This is a genomic window from Streptomyces sp. NPDC085460 (assembly GCF_044541975.1).
Taxonomy (GTDB): Bacteria; Actinomycetota; Actinomycetes; order Streptomycetales; family Streptomycetaceae; genus Streptomyces.
In genome coordinates this window covers 866,999-886,161 of sequence record NZ_JBITTO010000001.1, presented here as the reverse complement: position 1 = coordinate 886,161, position 19,163 = coordinate 866,999, and the positions used below count along the sequence as shown (strand labels likewise).

Annotated in this window: 13 protein-coding genes; 6 read left to right on the top strand and 7 right to left on the bottom strand. The window is 72.0% G+C overall.

Features of this window, described 5'->3' with window-relative positions; translation table 11 throughout:
* The first annotated feature begins 4 nt into the window (after nucleotides 1-4).
* From ACIGHB_RS03765 to ACIGHB_RS03755, 3 genes are all read left to right on the top strand, one after another.
* On the top strand, nucleotides 5-829 hold the full coding sequence (locus ACIGHB_RS03765) for a class I SAM-dependent methyltransferase (protein WP_399909237.1): 825 nt from the start codon (nucleotides 5-7) through the stop codon (nucleotides 827-829).
* Nucleotides 826-1,695 carry an alpha/beta fold hydrolase gene (locus tag ACIGHB_RS03760; RefSeq protein ID WP_399909235.1) on the top strand — a complete coding sequence of 290 codons (870 nt, stop codon included), beginning with the start codon at nucleotides 826-828 and terminating at the stop codon, nucleotides 1,693-1,695. Before ACIGHB_RS03765 ends, ACIGHB_RS03760 begins: the two co-directional genes overlap by 4 nt.
* Before the next feature lie 352 nt (nucleotides 1,696-2,047).
* Nucleotides 2,048-3,385, top strand: a complete 1,338-nt coding sequence (locus ACIGHB_RS03755) for an ABC transporter substrate-binding protein (RefSeq protein ID WP_399909233.1) — start codon at nucleotides 2,048-2,050, stop codon at nucleotides 3,383-3,385.
* 112 nt (nucleotides 3,386-3,497) lie between these two features.
* Here ACIGHB_RS03755 and ACIGHB_RS03750 read toward each other — a convergent pair whose 3' ends face one another.
* The 6 genes from ACIGHB_RS03750 to ACIGHB_RS03725 all read right to left on the bottom strand — a co-directional run bounded on the left by ACIGHB_RS03750 (nucleotide 3,498) and on the right by ACIGHB_RS03725 (nucleotide 14,201).
* Nucleotides 3,498-4,949: an RICIN domain-containing protein gene (locus tag ACIGHB_RS03750; RefSeq protein ID WP_399909231.1), complete on the bottom strand. Its 1,452-nt coding sequence runs from the start codon at nucleotides 4,947-4,949 to the stop codon at nucleotides 3,498-3,500.
* Nucleotides 4,950-5,294: 345 nt separating this feature from the next.
* Nucleotides 5,295-6,443: an ABC transporter substrate-binding protein gene (locus ACIGHB_RS03745; protein WP_399909229.1), complete on the bottom strand. Its 1,149-nt coding sequence runs from the start codon at nucleotides 6,441-6,443 to the stop codon at nucleotides 5,295-5,297.
* Nucleotides 6,444-6,599: 156 nt separating this feature from the next.
* Nucleotides 6,600-9,365: a SpoIIE family protein phosphatase gene (locus ACIGHB_RS03740; protein ID WP_399909227.1), complete on the bottom strand. Its 2,766-nt coding sequence runs from the start codon at nucleotides 9,363-9,365 to the stop codon at nucleotides 6,600-6,602.
* A 70-nt stretch (nucleotides 9,366-9,435) separates the two neighbouring features.
* Entirely contained in the window at nucleotides 9,436-10,056 is a 621-nt protein-coding gene (locus tag ACIGHB_RS03735) for a DeoR/GlpR family DNA-binding transcription regulator (RefSeq protein WP_399909226.1), read from the bottom strand.
* A gap of 107 nt (nucleotides 10,057-10,163) precedes the next feature.
* Nucleotides 10,164-12,584: an RICIN domain-containing protein gene (locus tag ACIGHB_RS03730; RefSeq protein ID WP_399909224.1), complete on the bottom strand. Its 2,421-nt coding sequence runs from the start codon at nucleotides 12,582-12,584 to the stop codon at nucleotides 10,164-10,166.
* Between the two features lie 177 nt (nucleotides 12,585-12,761).
* Complete coding sequence (locus ACIGHB_RS03725; RefSeq protein ID WP_399909222.1) at nucleotides 12,762-14,201, bottom strand: RICIN domain-containing protein; 1,440 nt, start codon at nucleotides 14,199-14,201, stop codon at nucleotides 12,762-12,764.
* Nucleotides 14,202-14,605: 404 nt separating this feature from the next.
* On the opposite strand from ACIGHB_RS03725, the gene ACIGHB_RS03720 reads away from it, so the two are divergent.
* Nucleotides 14,606-15,601, top strand: coding sequence for a LacI family DNA-binding transcriptional regulator (locus ACIGHB_RS03720; protein ID WP_360316055.1), 996 nt, complete (start codon nucleotides 14,606-14,608; stop codon nucleotides 15,599-15,601).
* A 194-nt stretch (nucleotides 15,602-15,795) separates the two neighbouring features.
* Here the strand turns inward: ACIGHB_RS03720 and ACIGHB_RS03715 are convergent, their stop codons facing one another.
* On the bottom strand, nucleotides 15,796-16,794 hold the full coding sequence (locus tag ACIGHB_RS03715; protein WP_399909370.1) for a LacI family DNA-binding transcriptional regulator: 999 nt from the start codon (nucleotides 16,792-16,794) through the stop codon (nucleotides 15,796-15,798).
* 407 nt (nucleotides 16,795-17,201) lie between these two features.
* Between ACIGHB_RS03715 and ACIGHB_RS03710 the strand changes: the two genes are divergently transcribed.
* Nucleotides 17,202-18,128, top strand: a complete 927-nt coding sequence (locus ACIGHB_RS03710; RefSeq protein ID WP_399909220.1) for a carbohydrate ABC transporter permease — start codon at nucleotides 17,202-17,204, stop codon at nucleotides 18,126-18,128.
* 3 nt (nucleotides 18,129-18,131) lie between these two features.
* Nucleotides 18,132-19,115 (top strand): carbohydrate ABC transporter permease, encoded by a 984-nt coding sequence (locus ACIGHB_RS03705; RefSeq protein ID WP_399909218.1) that lies wholly within the window; start codon nucleotides 18,132-18,134, stop codon nucleotides 19,113-19,115.
* Nucleotides 19,116-19,163: the final 48 nt, after the last annotated feature.

Below are 19,163 nucleotides of genomic sequence, written 5' to 3'. Positions count from 1 at the left end.
TCGCATGGCCAAGGAGCCCGTCGAGCTGGGCACCGTCCAGGAGACGCTGCTCATTCCGCTGTACGGCCGGGCGCTCGACGCGCGGGCGCGGCGTCCGATCCTGGCGGACGCCGAGGCGCGGAGGATGGTCGAACGGATCGACTACGACTTCGCGAAGTTCCGCGGGCCCTCCCTGGGCGGCTCCGTCCTGCGCAGCGCGATCTTCGACGGGTGGGTGCGCCGTTTCCTGGCCGAGCACCCGGACGGCACCGTGGTCGAGCTCGGCGCCGGACTCAACACCCGCTCGCGGCGCCTGGACAACGGGCGGGCCCGCTGGTTCGACCTCGACCTGCCGGACACGGCGGAGCTGCGGCTGCGGTTCCTCCCCGACTCCGAGCGGACCGAGACCGTCGCCGCGTCGGTGCTGGACACCGACTGGTTCGAGCGCGTCGCGGCGACCGGAGGGCCGTACTTCTTCGTCAGCGAGGCCGTACTCCTCTACCTCGAACAGGACCAGGTCCGCGGGGTCGTGGACGCGCTGGGCCGGCGCTTCCCCGGGGCGGCCCTGAGCTTCGACACCGGCGGCGGGGCGATGATGCGCAACCAGGACCGCAACCCGGTGTTCAGGGCCGTCGACGCGCGGATGACCTGGACCTGCGACGACCCGAAGTCCCTGGAGGGCTGGGGGCTTCGGCTCCGCGAGAGCAGGACGTTCGCGACGCCGCAGCCGGACGTGGCCCGCGCCTGGCCGTGGCGGCACCGCTACGGGATGCCGCTGCTGGCCCGGCTGGCCCCGCCGGTCGTCAACACCTACCGGATGAACCTGTTCACCCTGGAGGCGGCCCGGTGACCGCCGCCGGGGCGCACGTCCAGGGCACCCCCGTACAGGTCCCTCTCCCGGACGGGCGGCGGCTCCACGCGAGGGTGCGGAACGGCCCCCGGCAGGACGGGCCGACGGTCGTGTTCGAAGCAGGGGCGGGTGCGGGCGGGTCCTCGTGGGGCCTGGTCCAGCCGGCGGTCGCGCCCCACGCCCGCGCGGTCGTCTACGACCGCTCCGGCCTCGGCCGCAGCGCGCCCGATCCGGCCGGCCGCACCCTGGCCCGGATGGCCGACGACCTCGGCGCGCTGCTCGACCACTTCGGCCCCGGCCCGTACGTCCTCGTCGGGCGCAGCGCGGGAGGCCCCCTGGTCCGCCTCGCCGCCGCGCGCGAGCCCGGACGCGTCGCCGGACTGGTCCTGGTGGACTCCACCGACGAAGCGGCGGACGTCCTGTTCGGCCGCGGCTTCCGCCGGATGGAGCGCACGGCCCTCCGTCTCGGCCTCGCGCTCGCCGCCCTCGGGCTGCTGCGCCCCCTGTTCCGCCGTCAGCTCGCCCTCCTCCCCCAGGACGTACGCCAGGACATGGCCCGCGAGGGCTTCACGACCGGGGTCCTGCGCACCCAGCGCCGCCAGGCCCGCACGTACCTCGACGAACTGGCCGCCTGGCGCGACGCCCCGCCGGACACCGGCGGGATTCCGATCACCGTCGTCTCCGGCGGCCTCCCCGGCGACGGCATGAACGCCGCCGTCCGCGCCGCCGCGAACGCCTCCCACGCCCGTCGCGCCGGCCTGGCCCCGGGAGGCCGGCACGTCATCGCCGAGAGGTCCGGCCACTACGTCCCGCTGACCGAACCCGGCACCGTCGTCCGCGAGATCGTGGCCCTCCTGCCCGGCTGAGGCGAACGGACGGCGGAACCGGCACTGAACGGACGGCCGACCGGACAACCGACCGGAGAGCCGCGCGGACAGCCGCACGGACAACGGCACGGACAACGGCACGGACAGCCGCACGGCCAACGGCACGGATAACCGAGCCGATCCGCGAGAACACCCGTCCTCTCCCTCGTACTTGACGCCCTCGATGCGGTGCTGCCACCATCGACCCCTCCGATGATTGCGTAAACATCGCCTCGTCGGACCCTTCTCCGGGACCCCGCACCGGACATCGCCGCGCCCCGCCGCTTCCCCAGGCCGGCGCGGGCACTCCGGCCGGGTCGACCCCCATGACACCGTTCAGGAGCTGACCCCCATGGGCAACCGCACCACCCGCAGACTCCTCGGCGCGCTCCTCGCGGTCTCCGTCACCGGTCTCTCCGCGACGGCGTGCGGCTCCGCCGCCCACGGCGGCGACGGCCCCACGGGTCCGGAGGACGTCAAGTCCGCGCTGGAGAAGGGCGGGAAGGTCACGGTCTGGGCGTGGGAGCCCACCCTGAAGAAGGTCGCGGCGGACTTCGAGAAGAAGTACCCCAACGTCGACGTCGAACTCGTCGACGCCGGAACCGGCGGCAAGCAGTACACCGCCCTCCAGAACGCCATCGCCGCAGGCGATGGCGCACCCGACGTCGCCCAGATCGAGTACTACGCCCTCGGCCAGTTCGCCATCGGCAAGACCGTCGAGGACCTCTCCCCCTACGGCGCCCTCACCCACGCCAAGAGCTTCACGTCCGGCCCCTGGCACGCCGTCCACCAGGACGAGGGCGTCTTCGCCCTGCCCCTGGACTCGGGCCCCATGGCGTTGTTCTACAACAAGAAGGTCTTCGACCGGCACGGCGTCGACGTCCCCACCACCTGGGACGAGTACGTGAAGGCGGCGCGGGCCCTGCACCGGGCCGACCCGAAGATCTTCATCACCAACGACACCGGCGACGCCGGCGCCACCACCAGCCTCATCTGGCAGGCCGGCGGCCGCCCCTACCACTCCCGCGGGACCGACGTCAGCATCGACTTCGGCGACGAGGGCACGAAGAAGTACACCGCCACCTGGCAGAAGCTGCTCGACGAGAAGCTCGTCGCACCGATCAGCTCCTGGAGCGACGCCTGGTACAAGGGCCTCGCCGACGGCTCCATCGCCACCCTCTCCATCGGCGCCTGGATGCCCGCCAACCTCACCTCCGGCGTCGCCTCCGCCTCCGGCGACTGGCGCGTCGCACCCCTCCCCCAGTGGACCAAGGGCGACACCACCAGCGCCGAGAACGGCGGCAGCTCCCTCGCCGTCCCCAAAGCCGCCAAGAACAAGGAACTCGCCTACGCCTTCACCGAGTTCGCCACCACCGGCACCGGCGCCACCGGCCGCGTGACCGAAGGAGCCTTCCCCGCCACCCGCGCCGACCTCGAATCCAAGGCGTTCCTCGACAAGCCCTTCCCCTACTTCGGCGGCCAGCAGGCCAACCGCATCTTCGCCGAATCCGCCCGCAACGTCAGCGAGGACTGGACCTACCTGCCGTTCCAGGTCTACGCGAACTCGATCTTCCACGACACCGCCGGCGAGGCGTACGCCTCCCGGTCCGGGCTCGCCGACGGCCTCGACGCCTGGAAGGACGCCTGCGCCGCGTACGGCAACGGCCAGGGCTTCACGGTGAACCGGTAGGCAGCGGCGGGCGCGCCTCGGCGCGTCACGGCCGACCACGTGCGGCGGCCCGCGCACACGCGGGTGCCCCTCCACCGCGAGGATGGAGGGGCACCCGGAGGGAGCGTCACCGTCAGGCGGTGGCCCGGTCCCACTGCTGGTTCTGACCGTCGTTGCAGGTCCACTGGTCGATCACCGCGCCGTCGGCGTACGAGTACTCCGAGACGTCCAGGCACTTGCCGCTGTGCCGGGCGACGAGCCGGCTGTAGCCGGCGTCGCCGGACGGCTCGATCTTCCAGTGCTGGGACTTCTGGGAACCGCAGGTCTTCTGGACGACCGCGGCGCCGTCGTCGACGGAAGCGCCGTCCACCTCAAGGCACTTGCCGCTGTTGCGGGCCATGATCTGGACGTAGCCGCTGGTACCCACGTTCTTGAACCAGTACTGCTGGTTGATGTCCCCGCCGCAGCCCCACTGGACGATCCCGGCGCCGTCGGCGGAGTCGAAGTTGGCGACGTCCGCGCACTTGCCGCTGCTGCGCACCGACAGGGACTCCCAGACCACGTTCATGCCGCTCACCTTGCCGGCCGCCGCGTCGATGGTGAGCCGGGGCGAGTAGTCCATGGTCATGGTCGTCTTGGTGGGGAACTTCAGCGGCATCCAGACGTACTGGGAGTCGTTCACCATGCCGCCCATGGAGTTGCCCCAGCGGTCGCCCATGTAGAGGTACGACGTGGCCGACGTGCCCTGGACCGGCAGGACGTACGCCGTCTGGGAGCGGAAGGCGGTCGAGTTGCCGATGTCCTTCAGGCCGCTCCAGGTGCCGGTGACGCTGGTGGCGGTGGCGTACTTCTGCTGGTTGGGGGCCCAGCCCGTGGCACCGGAGGTCAGCAGGAAGTAGACGCCGTTGCGCTTGAACATCGCCGGGGCCTCGCGCCACTGGCCGGGCCACAGCTTCTTCACCTGGGTGTCGATGGCGGTGTAGTCGGCGGTGAGGCGGTAGACGTGGAGGTCGGCGTTCTCGTTGGCTGCGGAGATCATGTAGCCGGTGCCGTCGGTGTCGACGAACGTGGTGATGTCCCGGGACATGTGGCCGAGCGGCCGGAAGCTGCCCCGCCAGGTGTAGTCACCGTCGACGGTGTCGGAGACGGCGACGGCGGCCCGCGCCTCCGAGTAGTCGGTGGCGCTGCCCTCCTTGTGCATCCACATGACGAACTGGCCGGTCGAGGCGTTGTACATCACCTTCGGCCGCTCGATGTTCGCGCCCTGGAGCTCCGGATCGGTCTCCTGCTTGAGGACGTGGTTGCGGAACTCCCAGGTCTTCAGGTCGGTGGAGCGGTAGGCGGAGACGTACTTGAAGCTGTTGTCGGCGTTGCGGTTCTCGCCGAACCAGTAGTAGTACGTGCCGACCTTGACGACCCCGCCGCCGTGGGCGTGGACGGGGTTGCCCGCCGGGTCGGTGAACTGGACCGCGTTCGTGACGGTGACGGACGCCGCGTGAGCGGTGCCGACGGCGGTGAACAGGGACAGGAGGAGGGCGGACAGAGCGGCGAAGACCGCCGATGCGCCGAATCTGGTACGCGACATGATCACTTGCCTCGTGGAGTGGGGGCCTGCCGCCTCCGGTACGCCTCGACGGCGGACCGGAGGTGGTCGTGAGGGGTGCGTGCGTGATGCACGTGGAGGAGGGGAGGGGAGGTGAGTGCGGGACGACCGTCCGGCTCGATGGAGGGTGCGGCTTCGGCGGTCGGGGCCTCGCCACCCTCGCGCTGAGGGGCGCCGCCGTGTTACGGCCGTGCGCCACCTCGTGATGTTTACGTTAACGCGGGGTGTTGGGGATGAGTCTGGAAGGCGCGCGGATGCCTGTCAAGAGGACGGAAGCGACAGACCGGCGCACGGACGGCGCCACGCCCCGCTCCCCGTCTCCGCCGGTCACCCGTCGATGGCTTCGGACCAGTTCTCGCGCACCACCCGCAGCGCCTTGCTCAGCTGCGCGTCGCTGGGGAAGACCGGCGGACCGCCCTCGACCGTCGGCAGGCGCGCCGCCTTCTCCTCGTCGAGGGTGCCGTCCTTCGCCATCACGTCCATGAGCACCGGGCGGGCGAACCCGCTCAGCCGCAGGTTCTGGCCCTCCGTGCTCGCGAGGTACTCCAGCCACAGCCGCGCCGCCGCGGGGTGCGGGGCGTGCTTGTTGATCGCCTGGGCGTAGTACTGCGAGAAGCTTCCGTCGAAGGGGATGGACACCTTCCAGCGCACGTCGGTGCCCCGCAGCTCGTCGACGTGCCGGAGGTTGAGGAAGTCCCACTCGATGCTGATCGGGGTCTCGCCGCGGGCGATCGCCTCGGGGTTGGGGTTGCCGCGGTTGTAGTTGCCGACGTCGTCGAGTTTCGCGAAGAAGTCGATGCCCGGCTGGATGTCGTCGAAGGAGCCGCCGTTGGCGAGGGCGGCGGCGTAGACGGCCCCGAACGCCGAGCCGGCCGTCGTCGGGTTGCCGTTGAGCGCCACCATCCCGCGGTACTCGGGCTTGAGCAGGTCGGCGAAGGAGACGGGGCAGACGTCGACCCTGTTGTCGTCGCAGCCGATCGCCACGTACCCCCCGTAGCTGTTGAACCAGGCTCCGTCCGGGTCCTTCTGGTTCGGCGGGACGCTGTCCCAGGCGGCGACGCGGTAGGGGGCCAGCAGGCCCTCGCGCGCGGCCGACTGCGCGAAGGCGTCCCCGAGGTCGAGGACGTCCGGTGCGTTCGCCTTTCCCCGGTTCCTGCGGATGTCCTCGATCTCCTGCTGGCTGGAGCCGAACGGGTTGCTGTTCACGATCTCGATGCCGTACTTCTTCTCGAAGCCGTCCATCAGGCCGCCGTAGTTCGCCCAGTGGCGCAGCAGCGTCGTCGTGTGCAGCGTGCCCTCCTTCTTCGCCGCCGCGACCAGCGCGTCCATGCCGCCGGCCTCCTCGGCGGAGCCGGCGACGGCAGGGGCCACCACCCGTACCGGCTCGTTCTCCCCGCCGCAGGCTCCCAGGCCCAGAGCCGCGACGCACAGACAGGTCGCGAGGGTGACGGCACGCATCCGGGGGAGGTCGACCACGGCGTCTCCGCAAGGGCGAGAGGGAAGCGAGGGAAGCGAGGGAACGGTGGCGGCGGGTCTCCCAGCCTACGCGGAGCCTCCCCCGGTGTCCGTGTGGGAGCGCGCCCTCTCCCGCGTACGGGGCGCCCCCCCCACGCCACGGCCCGCCGCCCGCCCTCACAGCTCCGCGTCGTCCCACTGGCCGAGGATGTCGTCCTCCCCCAGCTCGTCCATGTCGGGTCCGGCGCCGGGGGCGGTCGCCTGGGCGGCCCAGATGGTCTTCCCCCGGGGGGAGTAGCGGGTGCCCCACTTCTCGGCGTACTGGGCGACGAGGAACAGACCGCGGCCTCCCTCGTCGGTGTCGGCGGCGCGGCGGATGTACGGGGCGGTGCTGCTGCCGTCGGACACCTCGCAGATCAGGGAGCCGCTGTACAGGAGGCGCACCCGGACGGGGTCGAGGCCGTAGCGGACGGCGTTGGTGATCAGTTCGCTGAGGATGAGTTCGGTGCCGAAGGCGATGTCCTCCAGGCCCCACTCGGCCAGCTTGCGGGCGCAGGCGTTGCGGACGGGGCTCACGGCCGCCGGGTCGCGGGGCACGTCCCATACGGCGACCCGGTCGGGGGCCAAGCGGCGGACGCCTGCCACGAGCAGGGCGACGTCGTCGCCGGACCCCGTCGGCAGCATCGTGCCGATGACGGCGGCGCAGGTCTCCTCCGGGGTGCGGCCCGGCCCGGTGAGGGCGTCGCGGAGGGCGGCCAGGCTGTCGTCGGGGTCCCGGGTGCGGTCCTCCAGGAGGCCGTCGGTGTAGAGGACGAGCCTGGAGCCCTCCGGCAGGATCGTCCGGGCCGTCTCGACGGGCATGCCGGCGCCCAGTCCGAGGGGCGGGGAGACAGGGGGCTCCAGGAATCCCACGCTTCCGTCGGGCCGCACGAAGGCGAGCGGCAGGTGGCCCGCGCTGGCCACGGCGACCTCGCCGGAGACGGAGTCGTACACGGCGCACAGGCAGGTGGCTCCGGTGATCGTCTCGCCCCAGACCTCGGAGGGTTCGTCCACGTCGATGAGGGCCACGAGCTCGTCGAGGCGCCAGATCAGTTCGTCGGGCGAGAGGTCGAGCGCCGAGAAGTTGTGTACGGCGATCCGCAGCCGGCCCATGGTGGCCGCGGCGTGCAGGCCGTGGCCGACGACGTCGCCGACGACCAGGGCCACGCGGGCACCGGGCAGGGGGATCACGTCGAACCAGTCGCCGCCCACCCCGGACTCCGCGGGCAGGTAGCGGGAGGCCACGTCGAGCGTCTCGTCGCCCGGGAGACTGCGCGGCATCAGGCTCCGCTGGAGCGTGACCGCCATGGTGTGCTCGCGGGTATACCGGCGGGCGTTGTCGATGGAGACGGCGGCCCGGTTGCCCAGTTCCTCGGCGAAGGACAGGTCCTCGTCGGTGAACGGCGGGGAGGCGCCCGAGCGCCAGAAGTTCGCCACCCCCAGCACCACGCCCCGCGCGCGCAGCGGGACGACGGCGAGCGAATGGATGCCGTAGCGCAGGACGCGCCGGGCCCGCTCCTCGTCCTGGGCGCGCCACCCGGTGGAGGAGGCCAGATCGGTCACCACCACGGAGCGGCCCTCGGTGACGCTGGTGTCGACGGGTGATCCGGGGACGAAGCGGATCAGCTCGCCGGAGGGGTAGAGGGGGTGGTCCTCGGTGAGTCCGGCGAGGGCCGTGCGGCGCAGCTCGGTGCCGGCCCCGGCCGGTTCCTCCCCGCTCAGGACGGGGTCCAGGAGTTCGACGGTGACGACGTCCGCGAAGCCGGGCGACGCGACCTCCGCCAGCTCCTCCGCGGTGCGCACGACGTCCAGGGTGGTTCCGATGCGGACCCCGGCATCGTAGAGGAGGGTCAGCCGTTCCCTGGCCACCTCCGCCCGTCCGGAGAGCGAGCGCAGCTCGGTGGTGTCCCGCAGGGTCACGACGCTGCCGTGCTGGCCCCCTGGGGGCAGGGTGACCCGTTTGTTGAGGGCGAGGAGGCGGTCGGCGGCCAGGTGCACCTCGTCGGTGGCGATCCGGTCCGACGCGAGGAGGGCCGTGAGGGAGGGTTCGAGGCCCAGTTCGGTGACGGGGCGGCCCTCGGCGTCCTCGGGCAGGTCGAGCAGCCGGCGGGCCTCGTCGTTGGCGAGCAGCAGCCGGTGGTCACGGCCGGTGATGAGCACGCCCTCGCGGACCGCGTGGAGGACCGCGTCGTGGTGCTCGTACATCCGGGTCATCTCCGCGGGGCCCAGGCCGTGGGTCTGGCGGCGCAGCCGTCGGCTCACGAGGCCCGTGCCGAGGGCCACGAGTCCGAGGGCGCCGGCCGCGCTGCCCAGGATGACGGGAAGCTGCTGGTCCAGCGAGTCCTGGACCTTCTCGACCGTGACGGCGGCGGAGACGATGGCGACCACGTCGCCGCGGGCGTCGCGGACGGGGGCCGCCGAGACGACGGAGAGTCCCAGGGCGCCCTGGAAGGTGCGGGTGAAGGGGCGGCCCGCCGCGGCTTCGGCGTACGGTCCGATGACGTGTTTGCCGAGCTGGGTGGGGTCGCTGTGGGTGAGGGTGATGCCGTCGAGCTCGTAGATGATCAGGGCGTCGATGCCGGCGGCCTTGCGGGCGCCTTCGGCGAGGGGCTGGAGTTCGACCGTCGGGAAGTCGTTCTGGAGGGCCCGGACGAGTCCGGGCGCGTGCGCGAAGGACTGGGCGGCGGCGATGGTCCGGTGCCGGGCGTCGGCCATGGTGTCGCGGCGGGCCTGGACGACGAGGGCGACGACGGCGGCGGCCACGAGGAGAACGACGAGGGCCAGCTGGAGGAGGAAGACCTGGCGGGCGACGCTGCGGGTGGTCAGCCACGCCGTGAGGCGCCGGCGTCCTCCGGAGGGAGCGTCCGGGGGACCACCGCCTTTATGGCCAGCTTCGCCACTCATACTCCACATTTATCCCTATTCGATCGACGCCTGGCAACCATGGGTCGACTTCGGGGCGGGGCCGGGGGGCTCACGCGTGCGTCGTGCCGGCCAGGATCAGCCTGCCGACCTGGCCGTTCAGGGTGGACCGGGCGTCCTCGGCGAGGGCGTCGTCCGTGACGAAGTAGTCGATCTCGTCGAGCCCGGCGAACCGGCTCAGCCCCACCACACCCCACTTGGTGTGGTCGGCGACGACGGCGAGCCGGGTCGCCGACTCGATCAGCGCCCGGTTCGTCCCCGCCTCGGCGAGGTTCGGCGTGGTCAGGCCCGCCCGCTCGGACACCCCGTGGGCGCCCATGAGGAGGAGGTCCACCCGCAGCGAGCGGATCGCCTGGTCGGCCAGCGGCCCCACCAGCGACGCCGACCTCGTCGGCGCGCCGCCGGTCAGGAGCACGGTCGGGGCGCCCGCGTCCGGCTCCTCTTCCTCGGCGACGTGCCGGAGCAGCTCGGCGACGGGCAGCGAATTCGTGACGACGGTGAGACCGGGCGTATGGCGGAGCCGAGCGGCCACCGCGTAGGCGGTGGTGCCGCCGGCCACGGCGACGACACTGCCCGGCCTCACGAGACCGGCCGCCGCCGCGGCCACCGCGTGCCGCGCCGCCGGCTCCGGGGCGCCCTTGGTCTCGTAGCCGAAGCCATCACCTTGCGGCATGGTTGCGTCCTTCCGAGGGGGGAACGGACGGCGCCCGCTCCGGTGGATGACAGCCGACGAAGGGCGGGTCCGGCGGCCGGACGGGCCACCGGACCCGCCGCCGGCCGCTACGAGGTGGTGAACTGCTGGTTCGGGGCGGCGGAGCAGCCGTACTGGACGACCTCGGCGCCGTTCGCCGTGGAGACCCCGCTGACGTCCAGGCACTTGCCGCTGTGGCGGGCGAGCAGGGTGGCGAAGCCGTCGGGCGACCGGTGCACCGACCACTGCTGGTTGTCGCCGCCGTTGCAGGCGTACTGGAAGGCGAGGGCACCGTCGGCGGTCGACTGGCCGGTGACGTCGAGGCACTTGCCGCTGTGCCGGGCGACGACGTTCACGTAGCCGCCGCCGGCCGGACGCAGGGACCACTGCTGGTGGGTCGCCCCGCCGCAGGTGTACTGGACCACCTGGGCGCCGTCCGCGGTGGAGGCCCCGGTCACGTCGAGGCACTTCCCGCTGTGCCGCATGCGCAGCGGGGTCCAGGTGTCGGCCGCGAGGGAGCGGAGGGTCCAGGACTGGTTGGCCCCGGTCGTCGGGCGGTAGACGCCGACGGGCGCGCCGTCGGCCGTGGACTCGCCGCTGACGTCGAGGAGCTTGCCGCTCGCGCTGTTGACGAGGGTGTGGTGTCCGTCGCCCGTGGTGGACAGCATCCACTTCTGGTCGGCGGAGGTGCCCGGGTTCACCAGGGTGAGGGAATCGCCCTGGGCGGCGAGCGCCTTGCCGTTGGCGACGCTGGTGACGCGGTAGGCCGCGGTGTTGCCCCAGTCGGCGGAGGCCAGCTTGGTGAACTTCCACTGCTGGGCGGTGGTGCTCGGGCTGGAGGTGCGCTGGACCAGGGTGCTCTGCCCGTTGCTCGTGGCGACGGCGAGGGCCTTGCCGCTGTGGTCGTTGAGCAGCTGCCGGGCGGCTCCGGTGGGGGCCGTGGTGTCGGAGACGTTCACGCCCTTCGCGGCGGGCAGCACGAGGGTCGTGACGGAGCCCGCGCCGACGGTGACGGTGAGCGTCTTGCCCGCGGCGGCGAGGTCGCTCTCGCGGTGGAGGTTCTTGGTGCCGTCGGTGGTGTAGCGCTGGACGGCGCCGGTGCCCACGGTCTGGAAGCCGCCGAGGTTCAGGGTGAGCCGCTGCGGTTCGCCGGTGGGGTTGGTGTGGACGACGACCGCGCCCTGGCCGGCCGGCCGCAGGGCGGCGAAGGTGTCGGCGTTGTCGGTGTTGATGACGCGGGCTCCGGGACGGACGAACTTGGTGTAGTTCGCCATCGCCCAGTACTTCTTGTTCTTGCGAAGCGGCTCGGTGGCCGCGTCCTGCGGGGTGAAGTCGGTCTGGATCAGGCCCCAGTTGGAGTTCTCGCGGCCCGGCGTCATGTTCTCGTAGTCCTCGACGGCCTGCCACAGGACCCAGGCGCGGGGCTCCAGTTCGCGGAAGTCCTCGTTGACGCGCTGGGTGAGGTCGAGGGCGGGGCTCATGTCGGTGAAGCTCTGTCCGACGCTGCCGCCGAGGTCCACCTCGGACATCCACAGCGGGGTGCCCGAGCCCTTGGCGATGTCGCGGACCCCGGTCCGGCCGCCGGTGCCGTAGGTGTGGGTGTTGAGCCTGCCGATGGAGGACTTGACCGCCGGGTCGTAGCTGTCCCAGTCGGTGCGGAAGACGTTCGGGTTGGTCTCGTCCATGGCGGCGATGGGGGTGGTGACGCCGTCGGCGTTCAGCCGGGACCGCATGGTCGTGATCATGCGGGCCTGGGAGGCGGGGTCCCAGTGGGAGCCTTCCTGGCGCCCGCCGGCCCGCCAGTAGTCGGTGTTCGGTTCGTTGATGGGCGAGAGGGAGTCGAAGGTGACGCCGGTGGCGGCCTCGGCGCGCTGCATCGCGCCGGAGAGGTACGCGGCGAAGCGCTCGTACTGGTCGGAGCGGAGGTTGTCGTGGTTCGGGTCCCACGCTCCGGAGACGAGGCCGCTGTTCGTCATGAAGTACGGGGCGGAGTTGGAGAACGCCTCGAAGGTGTCGGCGCCCCGGGCCTTGGCCGCGGTGACCCACCAGCGCTGGTTGGCGTCGGCGTCCGGGTTCCAGTGGGCGGGGTTGTCGGGGTCCCACCAGTCGGGGGACTCGGGCCCGGGGCGGTTCCACCAGCCGGGGACGGCGCCGCCGGGCCGCATGTAGGGGGCGGTCTCCGGGCTGTCGCCGCCGCCGATGTTGTAGCGGGCGATGGTGAAGCCGAGGCCGTCCGCGCCGTAGAGGGCGTCGGCGAGGGCGTTGCGCTGGGCGTCCGGCCAGCCTCCGGTCACGTTCGCGAACCAGGCCAGGGCGGTGCCCCAGCCCTCGAACGGCTGCTGCTGGTAGCTGGGGTCGAGGCGTACGGTGACGGCCTGGCCGGCCTCCTCGGGCGCCGCGGAGACGGCGGGCGTGAGACCGGGCGCGAGGAGCGCGGCCGCGGCGGCGGCGCCCAGGACCGCGCCGCTCCGGCGCGCGCGGGTCGGGGGTCGTTCTCTGGTGGAACGCATGGTCGAACTCCCTGAGTGGATCGGTGGTGTCGTCGATCGCCGGGGGGCCGCGGGCGACGGGGCCGGAGCGGCCTGGTGTGCGGAGGGGTGGGGCGGTGTGGGGCGGGGTGGCGCGGGGCGGTGTGGGGCGGGCCCTTCGGGGGCGCGGGGCCCGCCCCGGTGTGGTCCGGACGACGGTCAGGCGGCCGTGCGGGTCCACTTCTGGTTGGCGCCGTTGTTGCAGCTCCACTGGATGAGCGCCGTGCCGTCCGCCGTGGACTGGTTGGTCACGTCGAGGCACTTGCCACTCGGCGAGGCGGCCAGCTGCACGGTGCCGCCGGTGGCGGTCACCCTCCACTGCTGGGCGGTCGTGCCGTTGCAGGGGTACTGGACGATCGCGGCGCCGTCGGCGGTCGAGCCGTCCTTCGGGGCGAGGCACTTGCCGCTGTAGCGCGACACGATCTGCACCCGGTTCGTGCCGGCGGCCTTCAGCCAGAACTGCTGGTTGACGCTGTTGGCGCAGCCCCACTGGATGAGGGCGGCCCCGTCGGCGGTGGAGCGGTCGGCGACGTCGGCGCACTTGCCGCTGTGGGCGGCGGTCAGCGACTCCCACGTCCCCAGCCCCTTCACCGTGCCGGCGGCCGTGTCCACGGTGATCTGCGGGGAGTACTCCATGGTCATGGTGGTGGCGGTGGGGAACTTCAGCGGCAGCCAGACGTACTGGGAGTCGTTCACCATGCCGCCCATGGAGTTGCCCCAGCGGTCGCCCATGTAGAGGTACGAGGTGCCGGAGGTGCCCTGGACCGGCAGGACGTACGCCGTCTGGGAACCGTAGGTGGTCCCGTCACCGATGTCGCTCAGGCCGCTCCAGGTGCCGGTGACGCTGGTGGCGGTGGCGTACTTCTGCTGGTTGGGGGCCCAGCCCGTGGCACCGGAGGTCAGCAGGAAGTAGACGCCGTTGCGCTTGAACATCGCCGGGGCCTCGCGCCACTGGCCGGGCCACAGCTTCTGCACCTGCGCCGCGATCTCGGTGTAGTCCGGGGTCAGCCGGTAGACGTGGAGGTCGGCGTTCTCGTTGGCGGCGGAGATCATGTAACCGGTGCCGTCGGTGTCGACGAACGTGGTGATGTCCCGGGACATGTGGCCGAGCGGCCGGAAGCTGCCCCGCCACGTGTAGTCACCGTCCACGGTGTCCGACACCGCGACGGCGGCCCGCGCCTCCGAGTAGTCGGTCGCGCTGCCCTCCTTGTGCATCCACATCACGAACTTGCCGGTCGAGGCGTTGTACATCACCTTCGGCCGCTCGATGTTCGCGCCCTGGAGCTCCGGATCCGTCTCCTGCTTGAGGACGTGGTTGCGGAACTCCCACGTCTTCAGGTCGGTGGAGCGGTAGGCGGAGACGTACTTGAAGCTGTTGTCGGCGTTGCGGTTCTCGCCGAACCAGTAGTAGTACGTGCCGACCTTGACGACCCCGCCGCCGTGGGCGTGGACGGGGTTGCCCGCCGGGTCGGTGAACTGGACCGCGTTCGTGACGGTGACGGACGCCGCGTGGGCGGTGCCGGCGGCGCCGAGGAGGGACAGGAGGACGGCGCAGAGTGCGGTGAGCACGGTGGCCGTCCCCGAGGTGGTGCGTCGCATGATCGCGTACCTCGTGGTCTGGAGGGGGGATGGGCTGGTGTGGCGGATGGGGCACGTGGCGGCGCGGCTTCCGCACGGGAAGCCGAGGGCCTGGGGAACGCGCTCGCGGGATCGCAGCCGGTCCCGGGACGCCGACGGCGGGTGATCGCCGCGTTACCGGAAGGTGTCGACTTGTGTCGTGTTCGCGTTAACACGAGCGCTTGGGTCGAGAGTTTGGAAGGGGCGACAGGGGCTGTCAAGGATCCGGACACGATCCGCCGAAGATTGACCGACTGGTATGTTTGCGCCAACACGCCCTGCGCCCCCTCGCGGGCCGGCCGCACATTCGCGACGGAAGGTCATCGATGGCGACGGACAACAGAACAAGGTCGCCCCGCTCCCGGCCGGCCCGCCAGTGGCCGTCCATGGCGGACGTCGCCACGCTGGCCGGCGTCTCGTCCCAGACGGTGTCCCGGGTGGCGAACAACCGGCAGAACGTCGACTCCGCCACGCGCGACAAGGTGCTCTCCGCCATGCAGACGCTCGGCTACCGCCCCAACACGGCGGCCCGCGCGCTGGTCACCGGCCGGTTCGGGGCACTGGGCGTGGTCAGCTTCGACGTCGGCGCGCACGGCAACGCCCGCACGCTCGGCGCGATCGCCGACGCCGCCCGGGAGGCCGACTTCTCCGTGAACTTCATGGGCGTACGGGCCCAGACCGAGGCCGCCGTGCGCCACGCGTTCCAGCACCTGATGCTGCAGTCCGTCGACGGCATCGTGCTGGTCGAGTCCCAGATGCTCGACACCCCGTCGCTGCGCCTGCCGCCCTCGATGCCCGTGGTCGTCGCCGACGGCGACACCGGCCACGAGTACTCGCACGTCGACTTCGACCAGGCGCACGGCTCCCACAGCGTCGTGTCCCACCTGCTCGGCCTCGGACACCGTACGGTCTGGCACCTCGCCGGCCCGCCCGACTCGTTCGCCGCGCGCCGGCGCGCCGAGGCGTGGCGCCGGACGCTGACGGACGCGGGGGCGCCCGTGCCGCCGGTGGCGTACGGGGACTGGTCGGCGCGCTCCGGCTACCGGGTCGGGCTCGACCTCGCCCGCCGGCCGGAGGTCACGGCCGTCTTCGCCGCGAACGACCAGATGGCGATGGGTCTGATGCGCGCGCTGCACGAGGCGGGCCGGAGCGTGCCCGGCGACGTCAGCGTGGCCGGTTTCGACGACATCGCCGAGGCCGCGTACCTCCTCCCGCCGCTGACGACCGTGCACCAGGACTTCGAGGTGGTCGGCAAGCACTGCGTCGCGCTGCTGCTCGACCAGATCGAGGGCCGGACGGACGGACCGCGGCGCAGGGCGGTGGAACCGGTCCTCGTGGTGCGTTCGAGCACGGCCCCGCCCCGGCCGGGCGCGTCGGCCTGACACGGGCGGCCTGGCGCACCGCCTGACACGGACGACCGCGCGCACCGGCCTGACACGGACCGCCGGGCGCACCGCCTGACACGGCGACCGCACGCACCGGCCTGACGCGGGCGACCACGCGCACCGGCCCGACACGGACGACCACGCGCACCGGCACCCCCACGGCGCGGACGCCGCACCCGCGCGGCGGAGGGTCAGCTCTCCCGTGTCCGCGCGGCGGGGGGCGCCGTGCTGTCGCGTTCCACCAGGGTGGTCGGCACGAGGCGTACGCCCGTGACCGACTCCCCCGCCAGCTCCCGCAGGACCGCGTCGACGCACCACTCCCCGACCCGCGCGAAGTCCTGGTGCACGGTCGTCAGCGGCGGGATGAAGGAGGCCGCCTCGGGGATGTCGTCGAAGCCGACGACGCTGACGTCCTCGGGGACGCGCACGCCCCGGTCGTGGAAGGCCCGCAGCAGCCCGAGCGCCATCTGGTCGTTGGCCACGAAGACCGCCGTGAGGCCCTCCTCCTCGGCGAGCCTCAGGCCGGCCTCGTACCCCGACTCGGGGGTCCAGTCCCCGCGCAGCACGGGAGGCACTGGCCGGCCCCCGGTCCGCAGCGCCTCCTCCCACGCCTCGGCGCGACGGCCCGCGGCGAAGGACTCCTCGGGCCCCGCGATGTGCCACACGGTGTCGTGGCCGAGGTCGAGCAGGTGCCGTACGGCGGCGCGGGCGCCCTGTCGCTGGTCCGTGTCCACCACCGGGAAGCGATCCGTGGCGTCGGAGTCCACCACGACCACCTTGACGTGCGGCGGCAGGGTGAGGGCCGCGGCGTCCAGCAGGTGCACCTCCATGATCAGCACGACGGCGTCGACCGCCAGCTCGTCGAGACGCGTGAACGCCCCCTTGACGTTCTCCTGGGTGGGCGCGTCGAGCGGGATGAGCGTGACCGCGTAGCCCGCGCGGGACGCCGATCCCGCTATGGCGTCCAGGGTCCGGACGTTGCCGGTGCTGGTGAGCCCCATCGTGATGACGCCGATGGCCCGGAAGTCGCCCCGCTTGAGGGCGCGGGCCGCGCTGTTGGGACGGTATCCCAGCTCCTTCATCGCGTCGAGAACCCGCTTCCGGGTGGCCTCGACGACGGCCGCGTCACCGTTGGAGACGCGCGACACCGTCTGCGAGGACACGCCCGCCAGCTGGGCGACGTCCGCCATGGAGACGCGGCGCTGCCTGCCGCGCGCACCCCGACGGCCGTCGTTCGCGGCCACGGCCTGCCGGCCGGTCGCGTTCTGCTCGGTCACCCGATTCCCTCTCATTCGCTGCCACTTCGTGCTTGACGCCCCCCTGCGGGAATGTCACCATCACGCTACCGATGATTACGTAAACATTTCTCGTCGGCCAGTCCTTCCACAGGGCCGGTTTCCGGCCATAGGCCGCTGTACGCCACAGGCCGCCACAAGCCTCGGGCCCCTGCGCCCGAGGCCCGTACGTCTCAGGCCCCCACGCCTGGGGCCCCGAACGCCCGAGGCGCCCCGCGCGCCCGAGGCCCCACCCGCCCCGAACTCCATACCTTCGCTCCCGTCTTCCCGGACCGACCGGTCACCGACGCTAGGACCACGCCATGACGCTCCTGTCGACGCGCGCTACGGCAGCACCACCGCCCCGCCCACGAGCCCGCTTCCGCCTCCGCAAGGAGGCCCTCGTGGGCTGGGGGTTCGCCGGCCCGTTCGTCGCGGTCTTCGGCCTCGTCTTCCTCGCACCGATCGGCTACGCCGGGTACCTGAGCCTCTTCCAGGACCGGCTCATCGGCGGGACCTCCTTCGTCGGTCTCGACAACTACGGCGAGGCCCTCACGGACCCCCGCTTCTGGGACGGGCTGATGCGCGTCGGGCTCTTCCTGCTGGTGCAGGTGCCCATCATGCTCGGCATCGCCCTCCTCGCGGCCCTCGCGATCGACAGCGGCCGCCTCTACGGCAAGACCTTCTTCCGCGTCTCGATCTTCCTTCCGTACGCCGTGCCCGCCGTGGTGGCCAGCCTCATCTGGGGCTTCATGTACGGCGACCAGTTCGGCCTGGTCGGCAACATCAACGAAGCGCTCGGCGTCAGCCTCCCCAACCCGCTCTCGCCCTCCCTGGTCCTCGCCGCCATCGGCAACATCGTCACCTGGGAGTTCGTCGGGTACAACATGCTGATCTTCTACTCCGCCCTCAAGGTCGTCCCCCGCTCGCTGTACGAGGCGGCGGCGATCGACGGCGCCGGGGAGTGGCGCGTGGTGACCTCGATCAAGCTGCCGGCCATCCGCAGCGCCCTGGTCATCGCCACGATCTTCTCGATCATCGGCAGCTTCCAGCTCTTCAACGAGCCGAGCATCCTGCAGAAGCTCGCCCCGAACGCCATCACCAACGACCTCACTCCGAACCTCTACACGTACTCGCTGTCCTTCTCGGGACAGCAGCACAACTACGCGGCGACCGTGGCGATCGTGATGGGCGTGATCACCGCGATCATCGCCTACGCGGTCCAGCTGCGCGGCATGCGGAAGGGCTGAGCCATGACCACCTCCATGACCACCGCGGCCGCCGAATCGACCCCGACGCCCCCGGAGCCGCGGACCGGCGGGACCCCGGCCGCCTCCCACGGCGCACGGCCCGCCACGGCCCGGAGCCGCGAGCGGCGCCCGCACACTCCGCTCAACCCCCGGCGCAGCGTCCCGCTGACCCTCCTCACGGGCCTGGTCCTCGTCTACACCCAGCTTCCGCTCGCCTGGCTGGTCATCAACGCCACCAAGAGCCAGCGGGGACTGCTCGACTCCTTCGGACTGTGGTTCGCGGAGGATTTCAACCTGTGGGAGAACATCACCCGCACGGTCACGTACGACGACGGCGTCTTCGTCCGCTGGCTGCTCAACACGCTGCTGTACGTCGCCGCCGGCGCGGGCGGTGCCACGGTCCTCGCCGTCCTCGGCGGCTACGCCCTCGCGAAGTACGACTTCCCCGGCCGCAAGGCGGTCTTCGCGGTCGTCATCGGAGCCGTGGCCGTCCCCGGAACGGCCCTCGCGGTGCCCACGTTCCTGATGTTCAGCAACATGGGCCTGACGAACACCCCGTGGGCCGTCATCATCCCCTCCCTGATCTCCCCCTTCGGGCTCTACCTGATGTGGGTCTTCGCCGCCGAGGCCGTCCCCACCGAGCTTCTGGAGGCAGCGCGCATCGACGGCTCGGGCGAGCTGCGCACCTTCTTCCGCGTAGCGCTGCCGCTCCTCGTGCCCGGCACCGTCACCGTGCTGCTGTTCTCCATGGTCGCGACCTGGAACAACTACTTCCTGCCGCTGATCATGATCAAGGACCCCGACTGGTACCCGCTGACGCTCGGCCTCAACGCCTGGAACGCCCAGGCACAGACGGCCGGCGGCGAGGCCGTCTTCGACCTGATCGTCACCGGTTCCCTGCTGACGATCGTCCCGATCGTGGTCGTCTTCCTGCTGCTCCAGCGGTACTGGCAGTCCGGCCTGGCCGCCGGAAGCGTCAAGGAGTGACCGCCCGCCCCTCCGGACCGCACGACATTCCGATCCGCCCGCCCCTCC